The organism is Bacillus sp. 1735sda2, from assembly GCF_024159245.1.
GTDB lineage: Bacteria > Bacillota > Bacilli > Bacillales > Bacillaceae > Bacillus > Bacillus pumilus_O.
The window spans coordinates 711,431-731,635 of record NZ_JAMYWZ010000001.1 but is presented as its reverse complement, the minus strand read 5'-3'; the positions used below and the strand labels follow the sequence as shown (position 1 = coordinate 731,635).

Sequence of the window (20,205 nt, the reverse complement as noted above, 5' to 3'; positions counted from 1 at the left end):
CTCTTTTACTTTTCCTTTAACATTGTGAACATATCACGCGCCATCGCTTCTAAAATATACACAACTGGCGTCTGTGTCGTAATATTGGCTCTATGAACCCGTTCGTCTGTCACGTAATAAGCAATGTTTAAATCTGAAATGCGTGAAATCGTGCAGTGCTGATTGTTGGTAATACTAATGATTTTGCTTCCTTCTCTTTTTAACTTCGAAATATGATCAATCGTAATACTGTTCTCCCCGGATACAGACAGCACAATGGTGACACTATTGTCTAAATACTGCATATTCATCGGGAAAAACGGATCATTGATGTAAAATGAAAATTTCTCAAGACTTGAAAAGTATCTCGCCCCATACTGTGCCAAAATACCAGAGCTGCCAGTGCCGATAAAGAGCACATTTTTTGCATCGGCAATGAGCCTTGCTGCCTCTTTAATCTTTCCTTCAAAGTCCCCTTTTAGGGTACGTTCAATAAATTCATATAAAAAGTGCTGGGTGCTTTTTAAAGTAGGTGTCCGCTCTGATTCTAAATACATTTTGAGTTTCACTTTAAACTCTGAAAAACCTTCACAATTCACTTTTCGGCAAAAGCGAAGGACAGACGAGGTGGAGATATGGGCTGCATCTGCTAAGTCCCGAATTCTCATATACACGACCTTTTCACTGTTTTCCATGATGTATCGGTATAAAGCGCTTTCTAGTTCATTAAAGCTGGAAATAACCTCACTTGAAAACATCTGACTTCCCCTTTCTCCAACAGCATGTCACAATGTGTTTCTTTTATGTAACAAATCTCTAAATAAGGCACCCTTGCCTAAAGACGCTGAAGTCATTTACGCATGAGACGCTCTCACGATAAGCTATAGATGTACAAACAAAAGAATTGGCTTTTCTCTATTATAACATTGCGCGTTACATTATTCGGAGGTGCAGCACATGGCAAAAGGATTAAAGGTTGTCACAATTGGCGGAGGATCAAGCTATACACCAGAGCTTGTAGAAGGATTTATTAAACGGTACGATGAATTTCCGATTAGCGAGCTTTGGCTTGTCGATATTGAAGCAGGAAAAGAAAAGCTTGAAATCGTCGGAGATCTTGCAAAACGAATGGTCAAAAAAGCAGGACTTCCAATCGATGTTCATTTAACATTAGATCGCCGAAAAGCGCTTGCGGGCGCTGACTTCGTCACAACACAATTCCGTGTCGGACTTCTTGAAGCACGTATGAAGGATGAACGCATTCCTTTAAAATATGATGTCATTGGTCAGGAAACGAATGGTCCAGGAGGTCTATTCAAAGGACTTCGTACCATTCCAGTCATTTTGGATATTGTGAAAGACATTGAAGAACTATGCCCAGATGCATGGCTTGTGAATTTCACCAACCCAGCTGGTATGGTCACAGAAGCTGTTCTTCGCTATTCAAACCATCGCAAAGTTGTTGGCTTATGCAACGTGCCAATCGGCATTCGCATGGGCATTGCCAAAGGACTTGATGTCGACGCAAGCAGAGTCGAAGTCAGCTTTGCTGGATTAAACCATATGGTCTTCGGACTCAACGTATTCTTAGATGGTAAAAGCATCATGGATCAAGTCATCGAAGACATGGCAGATCCAAACTCTACGATGTCAATGAACAATATTCAAGCCATTCCGTGGGATGCTGATTTCTTAAAAGGACTTGGCGTGATTCCATGTCCATATCACCGCTACTACTACAAAACAAATGATATGTTGGCTGAGGAAAAGAAAGCAGCAGAGAATGAAGGAACTCGTGCAGAAGTCGTTCGTGCACTTGAAAATGACTTGTTCGAACTGTACAAAGACCCTGATCTTGATATCAAGCCGCCACAGCTTGAAAAACGAGGCGGTGCCTACTACAGTGATGCCGCTTGTAACTTGATTGCATCGATTTATAACGACAAGCATGACATTCAGCCTGTGAACACCATTAACAATGGTGCCATCAGTGACATTCCGAACGATTCTGCTGTAGAACTGAACTGCGTCATCACAAAAGACGGCCCTAAACCAATCGCTGTTGGTGAAATGCCAGTCGCAGTCAAAGGACTGATTTCTCAAATTAAATCCTTTGAACGTGTTGCCGCTGAAGCAGCCGTGACAGGCGATTACAACACAGCACTTGTCGCAATGACGATCAACCCGCTCGTCCCATCAGATGCGATTGCAAAAAGCATCCTAGATGAGATGCTAGAAGCACACAAAGAATATTTACCACAATTCTTCAATAAAGTAGAAGCATAAAACAGAACCGCACTTGTCAAAAGTGCGGTTCTCTTATTTCTCTGTAAACAACTGATCCATCTGAGGGCGGTCATAGTCTAATAGCCAGTGCTGTAAGCCTTCATAGACGGGCCGAAGACGCTCAGTATCTGCCGCAATAAGATCACAGCCTCGATCATCATATAAGTGGAAAATCATCTGTTTTGAGAGATTGATGAGATAAATTTCATAACCAAGCTTCCCGTTCAAGATTTGATTCGGTGCATAGAAATCCTCTTGGCATATGGCATGCAGCAGTGGTCGTAATCGTATATCTTGCAGCTGGCATATCAACGTAAATCTCTCCAAGGTCAGGGGCTCATCTAGTTCTGATCTGACATAGGTCAAAAGCTGGTGACGCAATCGTTTGCGTACTTGCCGGCGAACATATTTTTGATAGACTAGGAGCTTTTGCTTCATTAATTCATGTTCATGCTGCGTATAGACATCCGTGACAAATAGAATATCGTCTTCTGGATCAAAAGCATATCTGACAATTTTCAAAGCTCGATCCCCTGCTTTTTCTAATACAACCGATTTTTCTCCCAATGACCAGTCTGCCACTTCAAAGCGAAGCCCAAAAGGCCATTCATAAAAAAGAGGCGGCGTGAGGACAAGATCAGGAAAATGACTTTTTAAAAAACTAGTGGTTTGATCGCTCATGTCATGTCCTTCCATTGGTTTTATTTCTTATTTTACCGTTGAAACTGATGGAAATACAATTGGAAATAAACTGTTATTTCTTATATGATAGAAAAAGATGGAGGTGTAACCAATTGAAAAAATGGTTTTTACAGGTGTTCCTCACCGCATTGATCACTATGTGGCTACAGGCTGGACTTGATCAGGTAAATGTCATTCATCTTTCCAATGTCTGGGTAGATGTCAGCAGCTGGATTTTGATCTTCTTTGTCATCTACGCACTTTTTGAATGGACAGCTCACATTTTAGTAAAACGGAAAACCGTTCATCGCTAAACATCTCTTTTATAGAGATGTTTTTTCTTGAAACTCCTCTTGTACGAGTTCATGAATGACGCCCATTCCTGCTTGGCTACCAGCAGCTGCGGCAAGAACAAGTTGAGCAGGTCCGCCTAAATTATCACCGCATGCAAAGACACCGCTGACGGTTGTACGTCCAAGAATATCTGTTTCAATGCCGCCATTTTTCGTCATTTGACAGCCTAATATTTCAGCAAATGGAGCTGACTGCTTGAATTCACTTGCGACAAATCCGCCTTCTCTATTCACTGTTTCCCCATCCGCAAGGTGAAGAGAGTGCATTTGTCCATTCTCATGATGAATGGACATAATCGGTTCATCAATGACTTGGATAGAATGTGCTGATAGCAATGCCTTCTCCTCTTCAGCAAACACTTGCTTCCCATTCGTAAACACGATCAAATCCTTTGTCCAATTGGAAAGAAGTTTAGCCATATGCAAGGCACGTGGATTCTCAGCAATGAGCGCAAGTGGCCTGTCCTTTAGCTCCCAGCCATCACAGAAAGGACAGCTAAACAACGTCTTTCCATACACTTCATGAATCCCCTTCATCTCTGGCAATATATCCTTTAGTCCTGTTGCCAATATGATTTTCTTCGTTTCAAACCTTTCTCCCTCTTGTGTCACTAATGCAAAGTTGTCCTCATTGTTTTGTACCTCAACAATTTTACTTCGTTTGATTTGGATATGAGAGTAGTTTTGAAGATCTGCTTCTCCCGCTTGTCTGATCTCAAACCGTGTCATTCCATCGTTTGTAATAAATCCATGTGATTCCTGAGTCACTCGATTTCTCGGTAACTCGTCATCGAATACAATGACCTGTTTTCTGCCCCGCCCCACAACAAGTGCTGCACTTAATCCAGCTGGTCCGCCTCCAATGATGGCACAATCTAATAACATATCAATCTCTCCTTTTTATTCAAGACTTTAAAGACTCTTAATATCTATAATTAATTCAAAAAAATCACATCTTGAAAAATGGATTTTTTTCTGTTTGCTCAATTTGGCTAGCGATATCAACTAACCGCTTTTGACTAAGTGTTTCCTGCATTTTCGTTTCAACATCCTGCATGGCTTGTTCAATCAAACAACCATCATGAGGCATGAAAGAATCATGTTCTAAGGAACAACGAAATAAATTGGTTTGACCTTCTACCGCTTGAATGACGTCTAAAAATGAAATATCCTCTTTCTTTTTCAGAATGGTGTAACCACCTTTTGCGCCAGGTGTTGATTCAATCAATCCTGCCTTCACAAGCTTTGTTAAAATTTTGGATAAATAGGTGGCTGAAAGGTCTTGCATCTTAGCGAGAGGCTCAACGCCTATTGCTTTCCCCTTTGGAGCAAGTGTTAAAAAGACCATCGTATGAAGTGCATAGTTGGTCGCTTTAGAATATTTCATTAGAAGATTTCCTTTCTATCTATTATAGATCTTTTATATCTGTAATTGATCATAAAAGATTCAAGAAGAAAAAGCAAGTATTGTGAATCTGCTTCTTTTTTCATTCCACATTTCGCATTTCCTTCCGATAATAAAAGTAAGCACGAATAAAAGCTTGATGAAGACTAAAAGGAGTGAAGAGAAATGTCAGATCAACAGCACAATGCAGCACACGAAGAAGAAGAGGAATTTAACGTATACGACATGATTCCACCCGCAGGCACAATCATTGGAGAAGCAACAGAAGAAGAAATGGAGGCTGCGGCAGCATTAGAAGTGAGACATGTTGCGTTCATACGCCTTCAAGACATGTTCATTCAATTTGATGGCTCGTCTTACAAAGACTTATTAAAAGACTTCCAAGAATTTGAAAATGATTCCACAAAATTCTGGAGAGGTATTGCTAAACGACTTCAAATTCCATACGAATGGCCAATCCGACTCGACCATGCAAACGGCCCTATTTATATTGGTGAAACAGAGGATAGCCGTGAGGTTGAGGAGAGTGCGGAGTAAGGACATGGTGACCCCCTTTTGAAAAGGGGGTCTTTTCGTCTCCTTCACAATCCATCGATTGAAAAAAATAAGCAATATGAGCATTGTTACGCCCATATTGCTTATTCTCGTGTTATGTTAACTCTGGCCAAAAGGCTTGATTTGCTACAATTAAATCGTCTAAAATATCTTTTGCTACCTTAGCACTCGGCACCGTTTTTGATAAGGTAATGGCCTGCCATAGTTTTTGATAGGACCCTTCTTCAAATGCTTCTACTACTAATTTTTCTACGCCAACTTGCTGCTCCATGAGGCTTTTTTGAAATCTAGGAATTTCTCCAACTACTAATTTTTCTGGACCGTTGCTGCCAACGATACAAGGAATTTCGACCATGGCTGTTGGATCAAAGTTCATGATGGCGCCATTGTTCTCCACAATCATCAGCATCCGTTCCTTTTTATTAAAAGCAATGGCTCTTGCCAAATCAACGATATAAGAAGCGTGCTCATCAATGGCTAGCTTTGTTTCCTTTGCAGTTCCTCTATCAATGATGGCCTGACATTCACTAAAGACAAAGGCTTCCCGCCCCTCCATCACTTCATTGGCACGCGTGAACGCAATATTTGAATGTGCCACTTCTTCATCTGGAAATAGATAGTATTTCAAATACGTATTCGGTACGGTTTTTGGATCAAGTGCTTGAATATCTTTGGCTTTTTTTAATGTGCTGTTCCAGCTCTTCTGCTGTTCTAGTTCAGATGTTCCATCTGTTGCATAACCATGCTGGCTTACATGCTGAATGACCTCAGGCATTAAGCTATTTCCTTTTTTATCTCGAATATCTGTCCACCAGCCAAAGTGATTCAAACCATAGTAATCTACTTCTAGTTCTTTCCGTGAAGATAAGCCTAAATTCTGTGCAATTAATTCTTCGATGCCGATTGGCATATCACATATGTTTAAAATCTTAGAATTCGGTCTTAGCTTACGTGTTGCCTCAGCTACTATCGCTGCAGGGTTCGAATAGTTTAACATCCAAGCTTCAGGAGAGTATTTTTCCATATAATCGACAAGTTCTAATACACCTGGAATAGAACGCATTCCGTAAGCTATCCCGCCTGGACCGCATGTTTCCTGTCCGACGACTCCATGCTTCAATGGAATTTTCTCATCTAATTCACGCATTGCATATTTTCCGACACGAATATGTGCCATTACAAAATCGACTTGAGTAAACGCTTCTTCTGGATCCGTGCTTGCAAGTAATTGCACTTCTGGTGCTCGTTCTTTTAACATAATCTCACATGCATCTGCAATCGTCTTTTGTCTATTTTCATCATTATCATAGAGTTTAATTGTATGAATTGGGAACTCATCTAAATAGTCTAACAGCATCAAAATGATTCCCGGTGTAAATGTACTTCCGCCTCCAGCGATGGTAATATTAAATCTTTTCATGATATCCAGCTCCTTTTTCAATCTAATGAAAGTTTAGTCTCAAAGGACTCTCTTACTTGCGGTACACTTAAGCCAACAATGATTTGAATGCTTTGACCACTCTTAGCCATGCCGTGTGCCAGTTTATTCTCTGTAAAGTAGTCCCTATCTTTCACCAAGCTAGGGTCAATCACTGTAATACGCAGACGTGTAGCACAGTTTGTCACATCTTTAATATTCTCTTTTCCACCAAGTCCTTCTAAGAAATAAACGGCTTTCTCTTCATACTCAGACGCATAAACAGGCGCTTCCTTTTTGCCATGATCCTTTTTATTAACACTCTCATAATCTTGTTTTGTATATAGCCTCGTCTCCTCCTCATGTTTTCGTCCTGGTAATGGAATATCGAATTTCACAATCATCCATCTAAATATGACAAAATACAATGCTGTAAATAGAAGTCCAATGATGGCCTGGATCAGATAGATCTCTCCATGATTTGAAGAGAGCGGAATCCAGTTCAATGCAGCTATCTCAATAAGTCCTGAACCCATCATTCCGACAACACCAAACATATTCATGATTGTCACCATGGTCGCTCCAAGAAGTGCATGTATGACAAATAAGTAAGGCGCGAGAAACAGAAATGTAAATTCAAGTGGTTCTGTAATTCCGGCAAATACCGCTGTTAATGTGGCGGGTAATACCAATGCCAGAACCTTTTTTCTGTTTTCCTTCGGTGTAGAAAAATACATCGCTAGAGCTATCCCTAAACAGCCGAACATCTTAATATTCCCATGCAGTAAAAATCCGTATGGATAAAGATCCTTCAAATCGGAGGTTGAGGTCGCAAATTCATTTAAGTGAGCAATCCAATATGGTTTTAACCCTCCATTTACTGCCGCTGGACCAAACTCAAAAGGTGTATAAATAAAATGGTGAAGTCCTGTTGGAATCAACACCCTTTCCAAGAAATGAAACAGCCAGACACCAATATATCCAGACTGTGACATAAACCCTTGGAGAGATTGAATTCCCTGCTGAACATAGGGCCATACAAAAGCCACGATAAAAGCAATAGGAATCATCACAAAGAATCCGATGATGACAACAAAGACAAGCCCTTGGAAAATCCCGAGCATTTCAGGCAGTTTTTGATCATAAAAACGATTATGAATCCAAATGACGATTCCTGATATCGCAACCGCACCAATGATACTTGTATCGAGCGTAGGGATACCTGCAATTTCTTTTACACCCGCTACGTTCTCGACTCCTTGTGATAAATCAACACCAAAAGTGGACGGCCAAAGTGTCAAAATCGCATGAATATAATTGTTAAACACAAGATAAATCATCAAAGCGGCGAGCGTAGCACGTGCTTGCGCTTTTTTTGCAAGAGAGATGGGCAAGCCAATCACAAAGGCCAGCTCCATATGATTGAAAATCGTCCATCCCCCGCTTTCAATCAGTGTCCAAATCTTATACCACCCTGTACCTTCTGCAGCCATCTCCCCCATAATCGCTGGATTCTTACATAATGTCGCAAGGCCGACAACTATACCAAAAAACGCGAATAAAAGGACTGGAACTACCATAGCACTGCCAAATCGCTTGATTGCATTCATAAGCATCACCCCATTGTTTGATCCATAACACCACTGTAAAGGGAGCGCTTACAAAAACCAATAGGATTGACGTATTTAGAAATTAAGTTGTAACATTAGATTATATTTTCACAAGAAGAAAATATTTTCATGTTGGAGGGCACATCGCATGATATTGGACAAGCTGGTAAATGAATACTTCGAAGATTTAAATAAGAATGACCTGCACATTATTAAAACGATTCACGATCATCTTGAAGAAATGAAGACAATGAAAATTCAGGATCTTGCTCGGTATGCTCACACTTCCATCTCCTCCATCCATCGACTTGCCAAGAAAATAGGTTTCGACGGCTACAGTGATTTAAAGTCTTATGTGAAATTAAATCATCTTACTGAAGAATCAACACAGGATTTAATGAAGCTGCTCGATCAAGATATCCGGCAGACAAGAAAATATATAGAGCAGCTGGACTTTCATCAATTAAATCAACTGATTGACTACGCACCGTATATTTATATTTATGGGACAGGCACTGCACAGCTCGATTTAGCCAATGATGTACAACGACAGCTATGGTCACTGCATAAGAAATCTCAAGTATTACGAAGCAAGCGAGACTTAACAGATGGAATCATTGAATTTGGTGAGGATGACCTTTTATTTATCATTTCTTTATCAGGTGAATCGAAGGATTTAGATGAAATCATTCAATTGGTGAAAACGAGACATGTCAAATTTATCAGTATGACCACATTAAGAAATAACCTTCTTGCACAAAATGCTATGTTTAACATCTATGTCAGTAGCACCCCGTTTCCTTTGTATAACAAAGTAGACAACTCAAGCTTTCTGCCATTTTACATTGTGGTAGATATAATCGTCAGAAAATTTAGTGAGTGGAAATGGAACCAATTGAATAATAGGAACTAAAATTAACAAGCACACATTCTTGGAGACAAATGGTGAATGATTAAATATTTCTTCACAAAAAAAGAGAGACACTTTTGTCTCTCTCAAAAAACACCAAAGTATTTTTCTGAAATAAGTGGTGGCTGCTCCATGCTATTCAGCGGTATAATGCCCAGCAAGTAGTTCATCAAACGAATCCGCTAATTTAAAATCCGTCTCATATTCAAGATCAAAGTAATGAACTGGCGGATGTTCCTTTGTTTCTCTATAATCTAATGCGATCCACGTATGACCATCTCCACAAATGAGTACAAGTCCCTCAGGCAATTCCCATTCTTCTATTAAATAATCACTATCCATAATACCTTCGTCTTTGGCAATTCCTCTTAAATGATCAAATGATACATGATCCTCTGCCCATCCATTCGGCTGGTCCGTTGGAAAAGCATTGTGCAGGGTATAACCGCCATTTTGTTCGAGGATAAGCTTCTTATATGTATCAGGCAAGATGACGCCTAGCTTCTTTTCCGCTTTTGCAATGCCTTTCTCATTGATTTTCTTAAATGTCTCTTCGCTTTCTATCTCTTTATCCCAAAATGATTTCAAATAAAATACCTCCAAATGTTATTTCTATCTCATTTTACCATTTAAGAGAACTAGTTTAATAGTCCTATTTAATAAAAAAAGAGAAGGGTTCGCCCCCCTCCTCTTGTTGGTCATGATTGTTCTTGATTTCTCGCTTCAAATTCATTTAGCATTGCACGCACTTCATCTGTTGATGATGTGTTCATTAATTGATTTCTTAAGAAACTCGCTCCTCTGAATCCTTTTACATAAATCTTAAAGAAACGGTGCAGTGCCTTGAATGGACGCAGACCTAGTGATGAGTATTGATCATGAAGGTCAAGATGTAACCTTAAAAGACCAAGCAGTTCATCACTTGTATGCTCCTTCGGCTCTTTTTCAAAAGCAAATGGGTTATGGAAAATCCCGCGCCCAATCATCACTCCGTCCACTCCATACTGTTCTGCGAGCTTTAAGCCTGTTTGACGATCAGGAATATCACCATTGATTGTCAAAAGCGTATCAGGTGCTACTTCATCACGAAGTTTTTTGATTTCAGGAATGAGCTCCCAATGCGCATCCACCTGGCTCATTTCCTTTCTTGTGCGAAGGTGGATCGATAAATTCACAATGTCTTGCTCCAAAATGTGTCTGAGCCAATCGTGCCATTCATCAACCTCTGTAAAACCAAGTCTTGTTTTCACACTAACAGGTATTCCCCCTGCTTTTGCCGCTTGAATCAGCTCTGCCGCAACGTCTGGACGAAGAATCAATCCACTGCCCTTTCCGTTTTGCGTAACATTAGGGACAGGGCAACCCATATTAATATCAAGCCCCTGAAATCCTAACTCCGCCATTCCAATACTCATTTGTCTAAAGTTCTCAGGCTTATCTCCCCAGATATGAGCAACAATCGGCTGCTCATCCTCTGTAAAGGTTAATCGTCCCTTCACACTTTGAATGCCATCAGGGTGGCAATAGCTCTCACTATTCGTAAACTCTGTAAAAAACACATCCGGTCTCGCCGCCTCACTCACAACATGACGAAACACAACATCTGTCACTTCTTCCATTGGTGCTAATATAAAAAACGGCCGTGGTAAATCACGCCAGAAATTTTTACTCATCTTTCATCCAATTCCTCTCATGACATAGCGCCTTATGGGGGCATGTCCTTCTGTAAATTCTTTCAGCAATTTTTATCATTATATACTTTAATATGAACTAGGCAAAATTGCAAAAGAGGACATTTGGTATAGAATGCTTGATACCTGCAAATTTGAATTTAAAAGCAAAACTTATAATAGTACTCTCTATATATTCTGATAAAAATTAATGGCTGCACAAATAGTCTAATTTGATATATAATTATATAATATGTTCTTTATTAAATTTGAAGGTGGAATAGATGGAAAAACATAAAGTTTTAGACTTATTTGCGGGAGCTGGAGGATTAAGTCTTGGATTTAGCCAAACTGGTAGATTTGAAACTGTAATGGCTGTTGAAATCAATGAAAATGCAGCTCAAACATATACTAAAAACCATAAAATTGAAGTTAATACCCAAGATATTAGAAGCATAAATTTCAAGGATTACAAAAAATATCCTATACTGAAAGAAGTTTCTTTAGTAATAGGTGGTCCCCCGTGTCAAGGTTTTTCAAATGCAAACCGTCAGAAGAGCGAGTTGTTTTCGAACAATAACCTTTTAGTTAAAGAATTTGTAAGAGCTATAAAAGAAGTACAGCCCGTTGCATTTGTAATGGAAAATGTGAAAACTATTAATTCAGATAAACACAAATTCTTCGTAACCAATGGTGAACTAAAAGAACTAGCTTCAATTGGTGTTCAAATTAAAGAAGAAGAGATCTTTATTGGCAACACTGAGTTTTTTAATGAACAACTTATAAATTTATTTAATGAAAGGAAAATATTAAATACGTTTGCAGATACTACTGTAATTACAAAACTCAAATCTCTTGTTAGATATGCTAATAAACACAAAAATATTAAAGGCTTTATTGATAAAAACTCCAGTTTTTTCAACAGGTATATCCCAAACTGGAATCAACATTTTAATACTTACGATTTCGAAGAACTTGGAGTTCTTACAAGTAATTTTAAACTTACTCTTGAATCCAATATGACAGAGGGAAACTCCTCTTCAATCTTATTAGCTCAAGCAATACAAATTATAGAAATTCACAACATAACTTTAATATTAAAAGAAATTGTTGAAAAGAAAATAGAGTATTCCTCAACTTTTAACAAGAGAGGTAAGGGGATTTTTGTTAAAGGTTTCACGTTCACCGTTATTGATTATTTAATAAAAATCTTTGAGTCACTTGGTTATTTAATAGATAACGATGTATTAAATTCTGCTCATTTTGGTGTTCCACAAGAAAGAAAGCGGTACTTTATTATAGGTTATAGAAATTCAAAACCCTCACTTCCTAAGTCCATTCTATCCAAGGAAGACTTTTTTAATATTGGACATGCTATTAAGGAACTTGAAGAACTCCAACCTAGCTTTAATGCGTCAGATGATATGCCAATAAAAAAAACAAATTGGTTAAACCATCCATTGAGTAAATATCTAAACGCAAATGTAGAGTTCTTATCTAATCATGTTGTTACACAATCAACACAAACTGCACTTGAGAGATTCGAAAATCTTTCCCCTGGGCAAAATTTCCATGATTTAGATAATTCATTAAAATCAACCTACGCTGATACTCAAAGAACTCAAAATACGATCTATAAAAGATTAGATTATGGTGATGTTTGTAATACCGTTGTAAATGTACGAAAATCAATGTGGATACACCCTATAAAAAATAGGGCAATTAGCATTAGAGAAGCAGCAAGATTGCAATCCTTCCCTGATGACTATATTTTCATAGGAACAAAAGACTCACAATATCAACAGATAGGAAATGCAGTTCCTCCGTTATTAGGTAGAGCAGTAGCCGAGCAGGTATTGTATAGCCTTAATGACAAGCCGCAAAGAACGTTAAAACAGTTACTTAACAAAGAAAAAGAAGTAGTTCATTAAATTAATGAACTGCTTCTTATATATTTCTCTATTTTTAAGTAATGCTCATCAACAAATCTTTCCCAACATTCTTTTCTTTTACACCATTGAGTTACATTAGTCCCGGCTATTGGAGGGTTGGTAATATGATTCCAAGCATACGTGGCTATGAGTCTTAAATTATTTTGAAGCTCCAGACTGACGCTTTGTTGTTCCCATATTTCAGCAAAATCCATCTTTTTTTTATAAATGCAAGATAACATTGAGATAGTATAGGTGATTATATTTGCTTTGTAACCAGGTAAATCTAATTCCTTAATTATCTTGTCACAGGTATTAAATAATATCCCCTTCGCCACAGTTTCTTTAAAGAACACTGAATCAACAACAATACCTTTTTCATCTAAGAGACTAATAAAAGCATCAAAATTTGTCTCTCCCCCCTTACTAACAATGTGAGGACATTGGTTCCATGACATGTAGTATTTAGCGATATTTGTTTTACTAAGTACCTTATTCTTAGGATTTTCTTTTTGAAAAGCTTTCTTTTTGGCCAGTGTAGTTTGTCTATTAACTTCAACTAAATATTGCCCCCTAGCTCTCTCAAAAAACCATTTGGAGTTAGACTTTGTTCCATCATTTGATGGAATCCACGTAGTTCTCGAAATAGCCTCTAGATTTATCAAACTAGGATGATTTGCTTTAAGGTCCGACATTGATATTTTATTTTGAGTATTTGCGTATTCAGAAATCTTTGCTGTCATGTTATACATTCCAATATTTGATTGCACTACTGTCAACTTTAATTGAATAAAAACATCTGACAAATCTATCCCTTCTTTTAGAGCATGAAAAACTGAAGCGGTTGTTTGACCACCGTTAACAATTTGCCATCCCTTAAATTCTTTAACTTTAAAAAGGTTAGAATCCTCAGATACTAATTCTAATACCGCATCATCTGCAACGGTTGAAACACCGTTATTATAGGCCACGAACAATTCCTTGTTTTTCCTGAGAGTGTCTCTTATTCCTCTATTAACATTTCCCCTTGCTTGTAGAAAAGACCTGACATTTCTTTCAACAAGGCGTTCTCCCCACATTTCATAAGACATTGCTAACAAGTCAGCAGGTATAAAACCAATATAACAATCGAAATGAGCATTTTCATTATTAGGAACTTTCAATAGCTCGAAACTTTTTCCAAATTTCAATTCAAAATTGATTTCAATATTATCTAAGCCTTGGTTTTCATCGATTAATTGGTAGAGCCTTTCAATATCCCAAATATGATAATTTGTTTTTACTCCCCTTAATTTTGGGAGTATAATTCTTTCATTCGCTTTATATAAATAGTTTGTAACCAAAAAGAATTCAACAGATTTGATTGTTTTACCATGTTTCTGGAAAATCAACTGCGCTAGTGGGTAATCTTCAGCTGTTTCTTCCATTTCATTTTTCATACCCGATATAGATTTAGAGTAATACTTAACAACTTTTCTCAAGGTTTTTTCAACATTAGTCTTGCTTATGGTTTTACCAAACTTGTATCTATCATATACAGCTATAAAAATACTTAAAGTTTCTTGTTCCTCGTGATATGAATAGGCATTAACTTTTAAACCTTGACCAAGTTTTTGACCAAAACTTAGCTCTATATCAGTGATTATTCCATTTTCCGAAAGATATTCTCCCATCTTTTCTACAAAAAACTGTTCTGAATTTGAAGTGTTTTCAGATTGATTCTCTATCTCTTCAGAAAACAACGCAATAAAATCTTCTAGTTTCATTGAATGACTTCCTTCATCTTATAAAGAACTTGTTCTTCCTGAACTTGAAATAAATTACAACTATCTAAAGAGAGCTGATATTTAACGTTTAAGATTCCTAAAGGTAGTATGTTTTTTGTTATTCTAGGAAAATTATCTTTAACTATAAAATAAAAGGTATCTTTGACAATAAATTTTAATAGCTTTTCCACACTTAAGTACGGTTCAATAATTCCATAAGTAAATAACTTATTATTAAATTCAACTAATACATCAGGATAATCATTGAGTAACACCCTAATGTCTTTAATTATATCTAATATTGTAACTCCTGATCTTTTAGAGCGTTCGAGCATAATACAATACAGGTATAACTCAATTTCATCAGATGTTTCTAATTGATCCTCAGCACTAATTGTTACTCTATAAGGTTTTCCGGCAATTGATGTTTTTATTTCAATGCCAACATTACCTAACTGAAAATCTATTTTTTCTTTATCTACACCATACCAGGATGATATTATTTTTGGGGAACTACTAGTAGATTTTAACATTTGATAGATGTATATAAGTTCACCTAATAACCCCTGTTGTTGCTGTTCAGACAATCCAGTTGTATTATTTTTAGAAAAAAATGTATACCACTTAAATAAAACTTTTTTCAACCTAGATTGTAGCTGATTTAGATTTGTAGAATCAATTATATATTCTATTATGTCCCCAACAAGATATTCAAAAATTTCATTAGCAATCAAATCCTGCTGTTCAAAAACTAAAAACCAGCTTTCCTTGTTTGTAAGTGGATTAAACATCTTCTTTTGATATACATTGATACCATTCCAAGTTGGAAATTTATCAACTGTATCTTTTTCCATTACTCTGATTAAACTTAAGAGAAAAAGCCTCCTATGTTCCGCATTAATTGCAAGGAGAATAGATGCAAAGCTAAGATCTTTTATCAGTCTTGCTTTTAACTGCGATTCTAGCAACACGCCATCATTAATACTATTACCTATCTCTTCATATGTTAATCCAATTCGTTCCAATATTCTTCATCCTCAGCAAGTGAACTATTAACCACATAGTCCACCTCAGTATTTTCACCTTTACTTTCAGGAAAGGAAATTGCAAAACCAAATGGTTTATTCCCTTGAGTATATGTGTACCTGTTAAGTGGCTCATGCCGTAAAGGATAGAGTATTAGCAAACCATTTCTAGGATCACGTATAGATCTAGCTTTTTTGGAAGCGGCTTTTTTGTTTCTCTTACCTTTTTCTAAATCAAGAATCTCTATTGCAGCCTTATGTTGCTGTTCATTATAGTCAAAAAATTCATGACCCGCGGAAGTTAACGTTTTTATTGATGTAAAGCCTATTCTGCCCTTAGTTTCTATCCCTGTACGTCTAATACCTTCTCCTAGTTCTAAAAAAGCAAACTCATTCTTATCTTCTCCAACATTCATTAGAACAACCGTCCAATTCAATAGTTCTTGCTCTTCTGCTCTTTTTTCTATATATTTTGATAAGCTCTTACTGTTTGCTCTAGACGCAGATGATACGGTTTGGTATTCCTCTAAGAAATTCACTATATGTTCATATCCTACTCGTTCCCAATAATAGTGCTTATTTTTCCCAGAATTCACCCTTAAATCTGGGTGAAACCTCTTTGTATACTTATCTTGCATACTCGATACAAGCCTTGATACTGCATCGAAATTTTTCTTATGAAAGTCTTCACTGTCTATAGGAAACACTGTTGTCTGAATCAATTCATTACTATAATCCACTTTTATTTGTTTGGCAGAGCGCATTTTCAAGGTACTGGTAATATACATATCTGGATGGGATAGTACTTTCAGTAAGAATTCACTAGGCGTTGCTTTTATCTCTGCCATATAATCTAACTGGCCTCTTAATTCCTCTGTTGCAGATGCGATGTGCTGGAACCACGATATAATCTCTCCTGTTGTAAAAATTCTACAAACATCTAAATAATTCTGACGGTATCCAAACCATCTTCCCATCTGCATAAGAGTGTCGTACATTTTGCTAGCTCGTAAGTAATAACTAACAGTCAACCCTTCTAAAGTTAAACCTCTTGACAACTTGTCTCCACCAATTGCAATGACATTTAAACCAGTTTCGTTATAATCATTATATTCTAGCGAGTCTTTACTATTACCATTAATCTCTTTAATCTTAATAGAGTTAATGGTCGCACTTAGTTCACTTTCTATCATTTCCCAATTGATATTATACTGGAAATTACCGTCGAAATGATTTGGAAATTCACCTCTTATTTCATCAAGCTTTCTAGAATTATATTCATAATCAAAAAATGATTTCATAGCTAGGTAATGTGGGCCTAGTTTATTGCTATGTTTAACATCATTTTTTATTTCTCTCATTTCTTCTACAACTAATTCCTTTACTCTTTTTTGAACTTTTTTAAACCTAGTTGTATGAATCAACATTGAATTATGAACATTTATTTGACCTCTTAATTTTCTAATAGTAGTTGCAATTATAAAAGCATATATACTTTGTACTAATGAGGTGGGTAAGGTGTAAGGTTCATGATCTTTTTTATGTTTAAACGGTAGAAATTCTTCATGATACTCTATCTCTTTTATTAACGGTGGGATAGTAGATATCTCATCCTCAGAATCTAATAAGAAAAATTCCGATGGGCCTACATAATTTGAAGGTTTCGGAAGATTAATAATAAAATCCTTAGGAAATAAATCATCACCATGTTGATTAGTTGTACCATATTGGTTAATAAAGATATTTGCAAAGGGAGTCGCAGTATATCCAACGTATGCTCTTTGTTCAAAGGTATTATATATATCTCTTATATACATATTAATCTTAGATGGGTCATAGTCTGGTATCAAATCACCATTCTCATCATAAATTTCCGCAGTATTTACTGAAGCTTGGTCTGCCTCGTCATCTATCATAAGAAACGGTATGTTAGGTACTGTCTTAAAAGAAGCATTAGGATCACTAATTCTAGCTAAGGGACTCGTTGTTCTAAAATACTTTAAAATACTTTTTAATACACTTACATTTTTTTTAACAACCAATAAAAGTGGTTGAACCTTTGGTTGTATATTCACTTTTGCTTTGCTTGCAGTAAAATCTCCTTTTTGATCCCTTGTAGTTAATGAGAATACTTCAAAGAAGTTCTCTCCAAAAAGCTTACCTACACCAATAGCGTTCATTTGATTTTCTAAAGCATCCTTTAGCTTATCCTTACTAGTTTCATAACCAAGAACTTCTTCGTCCAATCTCATTTGGGTTTGTGATCTTAAATCATTGTGCATACCTGCAAGAACAATAATTAATTTAAATCCAGTATCAAATGCTTTATTTATTACAGCTGTATAGTTTGCTGTTTTACCAGATTGTACATACCCAACAACAAGTCCTCTTCTATCGTATTTTCTACCTTCCACTGATGGATCTTCCAAAAGTTCGATGATGGATTCACTTGTATCGTCAAGTGAGTTCACGACATTAGGTGACCACTTTTTTTCTGACAAAAGGTACTTTTTATACCTATTCCAATATTTAAATTTAATGGAATGTTTCTTTGCAGGTAGCCAAGGTGTATGTTCGCTATCATCGTGATTTACCAATATACTTTTATTTGTCATTGTTATATTAAGACTTTTTATTAGATCTTCTTTTAATTGAATCTTCTCATGTTCTGACAACTCAAATACGACACTAGCCCTGTCGATCGCTTTAACAATTTCATCAATGAGATTTATTTCTTCCATATTAAGTTTTTCTAGGATTCTTAGTGCAGTATCTCTAGCATCGTTATACATAATGGCAATGGCCTCCTATTATCTCACAAACGATATCTTTTAATTCTTCGATTGAATTAAAACTAAAACTATCGTAGTTAGCCAGTTGTTTTATAATCTCATCCAAACTAAAGTTATTATCTATAAAAATATCAATTAGCATTTTAATTTTATTTTTCTGTTCAAGTGTTATTTTCTGCACTCTTATTGCTGTTGGTTTATTTATATTAAATGAAACTAGATTTGCAGGACAGTATTCCTCAACATGAAATAGATAAAACTTTAATTTTGCTTCATATTCTTTATTAGACTCTAAAAGGTCTTTCAAATAGCTATTATTCTTATTTAAACGAAAATAAGAATGAGTTTTTGTTGAAACTTGCTCCCATACATAATCATTTATCAATTTATTTTCAGGAGATTTATTGATACTTCTTTGATAAAAAACCTCATGAGACTTCTTCCTTGCCATTTCACCGATTTTTCTAAGAATACTTATTAACTCTTGTGGGGGTTTTGCGCTTGACTTTTTTATATCAATTTGCCAAGAAAAATCCGAAGTATTTGTTATATCTACTTTTATTCGTGCCAACTTATATGATTCTTCACGACCAAATAGATGCAACCAGCTTCCAGCTACTAATAATCTTTTATTTCTATAAATATAGAAACCTTGTTGTTCCAACCACCCTTTAGGCCCTGCTGCTTTTTCATATTCTGTTTGTATAAGTTTAGTATGATGTGGAAGGATGTATGGTTGTATCTTAACAATATCGTCTTTAATCAATTCAGATTCAGGAGGTAATTCTTGAGTGGCAATTTCTTGGCTCAAGAAAGGATCCCATGGTTCAATTTTATTATCATTCAAGTATATTTGTATTTTATTGGGTCCCTTTAGAAACCTATGAAAAACCATAGCTAAGTGATCTTCCAATACACCAATTCTATTAAAAAACTTTTGGACTTTTTTACGTGTATATGGTTCCTCTACAACTCTATCTAGGTTTTCAATTAATATCACCGTACCAGATACATTTTCCACAGAATGTAGTATTCCACTCGACTGTGAATTAAATGGACTTTTCAGTAGATTCCACTTATTCGTGGCCTCAATATAATCCAAATCCCAGCAACGAGTAAATGACAATCCCTCTTTTTTTGTTAGAACTGTTAGGCGTTTTCCCAATGAAAAGGAAGCTGTCTTTAATCCCATACCAAATCGTCCTAACACCCCTTGCTTTCTTTTATTATTAGGGTTTGTCGATCCAACCTTCATAGCAAGTACCAGTTCATCTTCATTCATTCCAAATCCATTATCCTCTATTCGAACATAACTTTTATCGCTATCCCAAGCTATGTCTATCTTTATTTCAGAAGCCTTAGCATCAATGCTATTATCAACTATGTCAGCAATTGCTGTTTCAAAATTGTATCCTATAGCTCGCAACGAATTAATTAAGGGTGCAGCATCAGGCAATAGAATTTCACTTTCAATACTATGCAAGTTTTACCCTCCTGTTCTTGAAAATAAATGGGGATTTAAATATAAGAATCCCCCTCTAAAAATTTGATTATCATTGACAATTTTATTTGACCTCCGTCAACTATATAGCTTAATAACAGATATCAATAAAAAGTCAACAATTATAGATTCTTTCTCGTTACTTTTTATACCTAATTATACCATCATAGGGCAAAAAAACAAAATTTATTTTTTCAGAAAAATAGACATAAAGAATCATATTTTAAATAAGAGACTTCGCGAAAGTTAAAATGAAATCTATCGCGATAGACTATTAAGGTCACTCATTTTTTAAAACTTAAAGAGAATAACTATTAAAATAAA

At 36.3% G+C, this 20,205-nt stretch carries 16 protein-coding genes and 1 pseudogene; 5 read left to right on the top strand and 12 right to left on the bottom strand.

Annotation, left to right across the window (positions count from 1 at the left end; all coding sequences use genetic code 11):
* Positions 1-5: 5 nt before the first annotated feature.
* On the bottom strand, positions 6-737 hold the full coding sequence (locus NKR21_RS03705; RefSeq protein WP_012009207.1) for a MurR/RpiR family transcriptional regulator: 732 nt from the start codon (positions 735-737) through the stop codon (positions 6-8).
* 199 nt (positions 738-936) lie between these two features.
* Here NKR21_RS03705 and NKR21_RS03700 point away from each other — a divergent pair, with 199 nt between their 5' ends.
* A complete protein-coding gene (locus NKR21_RS03700; protein ID WP_144456690.1) occupies positions 937-2,265 on the top strand; it encodes a 6-phospho-beta-glucosidase in 1,329 nt (442 codons plus the stop codon).
* A 33-nt stretch (positions 2,266-2,298) separates the two neighbouring features.
* Here the strand turns inward: NKR21_RS03700 and NKR21_RS03695 are convergent, their stop codons facing one another.
* Positions 2,299-2,946 (bottom strand): DUF3885 domain-containing protein, encoded by a 648-nt coding sequence (locus tag NKR21_RS03695; protein ID WP_144456692.1) that lies wholly within the window; start codon positions 2,944-2,946, stop codon positions 2,299-2,301.
* A gap of 113 nt (positions 2,947-3,059) precedes the next feature.
* Here NKR21_RS03695 and NKR21_RS03690 point away from each other — a divergent pair, with 113 nt between their 5' ends.
* On the top strand, positions 3,060-3,260 hold the full coding sequence (locus NKR21_RS03690) for a hypothetical protein (protein WP_144456694.1): 201 nt from the start codon (positions 3,060-3,062) through the stop codon (positions 3,258-3,260).
* 9 nt (positions 3,261-3,269) lie between these two features.
* On the opposite strand, the gene NKR21_RS03685 is transcribed toward NKR21_RS03690, so the two are convergent.
* Positions 3,270-4,184 carry an NAD(P)/FAD-dependent oxidoreductase gene (locus NKR21_RS03685; RefSeq protein WP_144456696.1) on the bottom strand — a complete coding sequence of 305 codons (915 nt, stop codon included), beginning with the start codon at positions 4,182-4,184 and terminating at the stop codon, positions 3,270-3,272.
* 64 nt (positions 4,185-4,248) lie between these two features.
* Entirely contained in the window at positions 4,249-4,686 is a 438-nt protein-coding gene (locus NKR21_RS03680) for an Rrf2 family transcriptional regulator (protein ID WP_119124532.1), read from the bottom strand.
* Between the two features lie 183 nt (positions 4,687-4,869).
* Between NKR21_RS03680 and NKR21_RS03675 the strand changes: the two genes are divergently transcribed.
* Complete coding sequence (locus NKR21_RS03675) at positions 4,870-5,241, top strand: hypothetical protein (protein WP_144456698.1); 372 nt, start codon at positions 4,870-4,872, stop codon at positions 5,239-5,241.
* A gap of 112 nt (positions 5,242-5,353) precedes the next feature.
* Here the strand turns inward: NKR21_RS03675 and NKR21_RS03670 are convergent, their stop codons facing one another.
* Both NKR21_RS03670 and NKR21_RS03665 read right to left on the bottom strand, forming a co-directional pair.
* Positions 5,354-6,679, bottom strand: coding sequence for a 6-phospho-alpha-glucosidase (locus tag NKR21_RS03670; protein ID WP_144456700.1), 1,326 nt, complete (start codon positions 6,677-6,679; stop codon positions 5,354-5,356).
* A 17-nt stretch (positions 6,680-6,696) separates the two neighbouring features.
* Positions 6,697-8,286: an alpha-glucoside-specific PTS transporter subunit IIBC gene (locus tag NKR21_RS03665; protein ID WP_144456702.1), complete on the bottom strand. Its 1,590-nt coding sequence runs from the start codon at positions 8,284-8,286 to the stop codon at positions 6,697-6,699.
* Positions 8,287-8,434: 148 nt separating this feature from the next.
* Between NKR21_RS03665 and NKR21_RS03660 the strand changes: the two genes are divergently transcribed.
* The gene (locus NKR21_RS03660) at positions 8,435-9,199 is read left to right on the top strand and encodes a MurR/RpiR family transcriptional regulator (RefSeq protein WP_144456704.1); all 765 of its coding nucleotides are present in this window, start codon (positions 8,435-8,437) and stop codon (positions 9,197-9,199) included.
* A gap of 135 nt (positions 9,200-9,334) precedes the next feature.
* On the opposite strand, the pseudogene NKR21_RS03655 reads toward NKR21_RS03660, so the two are convergent.
* Together NKR21_RS03655 and NKR21_RS03650 are read right to left on the bottom strand one after the other, a co-directional pair.
* Positions 9,335-9,784, bottom strand: a pseudogene (locus tag NKR21_RS03655) (SMI1/KNR4 family protein); the annotation flags it as partial.
* Positions 9,785-9,894: 110 nt separating this feature from the next.
* Positions 9,895-10,869 carry a tRNA dihydrouridine synthase gene (locus NKR21_RS03650; protein ID WP_144456706.1) on the bottom strand — a complete coding sequence of 325 codons (975 nt, stop codon included), beginning with the start codon at positions 10,867-10,869 and terminating at the stop codon, positions 9,895-9,897.
* A gap of 281 nt (positions 10,870-11,150) precedes the next feature.
* Here NKR21_RS03650 and NKR21_RS03645 point away from each other — a divergent pair, with 281 nt between their 5' ends.
* Positions 11,151-12,797 carry a DNA cytosine methyltransferase gene (locus NKR21_RS03645; RefSeq protein WP_012009195.1) on the top strand — a complete coding sequence of 549 codons (1,647 nt, stop codon included), beginning with the start codon at positions 11,151-11,153 and terminating at the stop codon, positions 12,795-12,797.
* Here NKR21_RS03645 and NKR21_RS03640 read toward each other — a convergent pair.
* From NKR21_RS03640 to NKR21_RS03625, 4 genes are read right to left on the bottom strand one after another with little or no spacing between them, the layout of a single operon-like run.
* Positions 12,794-14,563, bottom strand: a complete 1,770-nt coding sequence (locus tag NKR21_RS03640; protein WP_144456708.1) for an AIPR family protein — start codon at positions 14,561-14,563, stop codon at positions 12,794-12,796. The genes NKR21_RS03645 and NKR21_RS03640 overlap by 4 nt on opposite strands.
* On the bottom strand, positions 14,560-15,588 hold the full coding sequence (locus NKR21_RS03635) for a PD-(D/E)XK motif protein (protein WP_144456710.1): 1,029 nt from the start codon (positions 15,586-15,588) through the stop codon (positions 14,560-14,562). Before NKR21_RS03635 ends, NKR21_RS03640 begins: the two co-directional genes overlap by 4 nt.
* Positions 15,570-18,380 (bottom strand): Z1 domain-containing protein, encoded by a 2,811-nt coding sequence (locus NKR21_RS03630; protein ID WP_144456712.1) that lies wholly within the window; start codon positions 18,378-18,380, stop codon positions 15,570-15,572. Before NKR21_RS03630 ends, NKR21_RS03635 begins: the two co-directional genes overlap by 19 nt.
* Positions 18,373-19,863, bottom strand: coding sequence for an ATP-binding protein (locus tag NKR21_RS03625; RefSeq protein WP_012009191.1), 1,491 nt, complete (start codon positions 19,861-19,863; stop codon positions 18,373-18,375). The genes NKR21_RS03630 and NKR21_RS03625 overlap by 8 nt, the downstream gene beginning before the upstream one ends.
* Between the last annotated feature and the right edge of the window lie 342 nt (positions 19,864-20,205).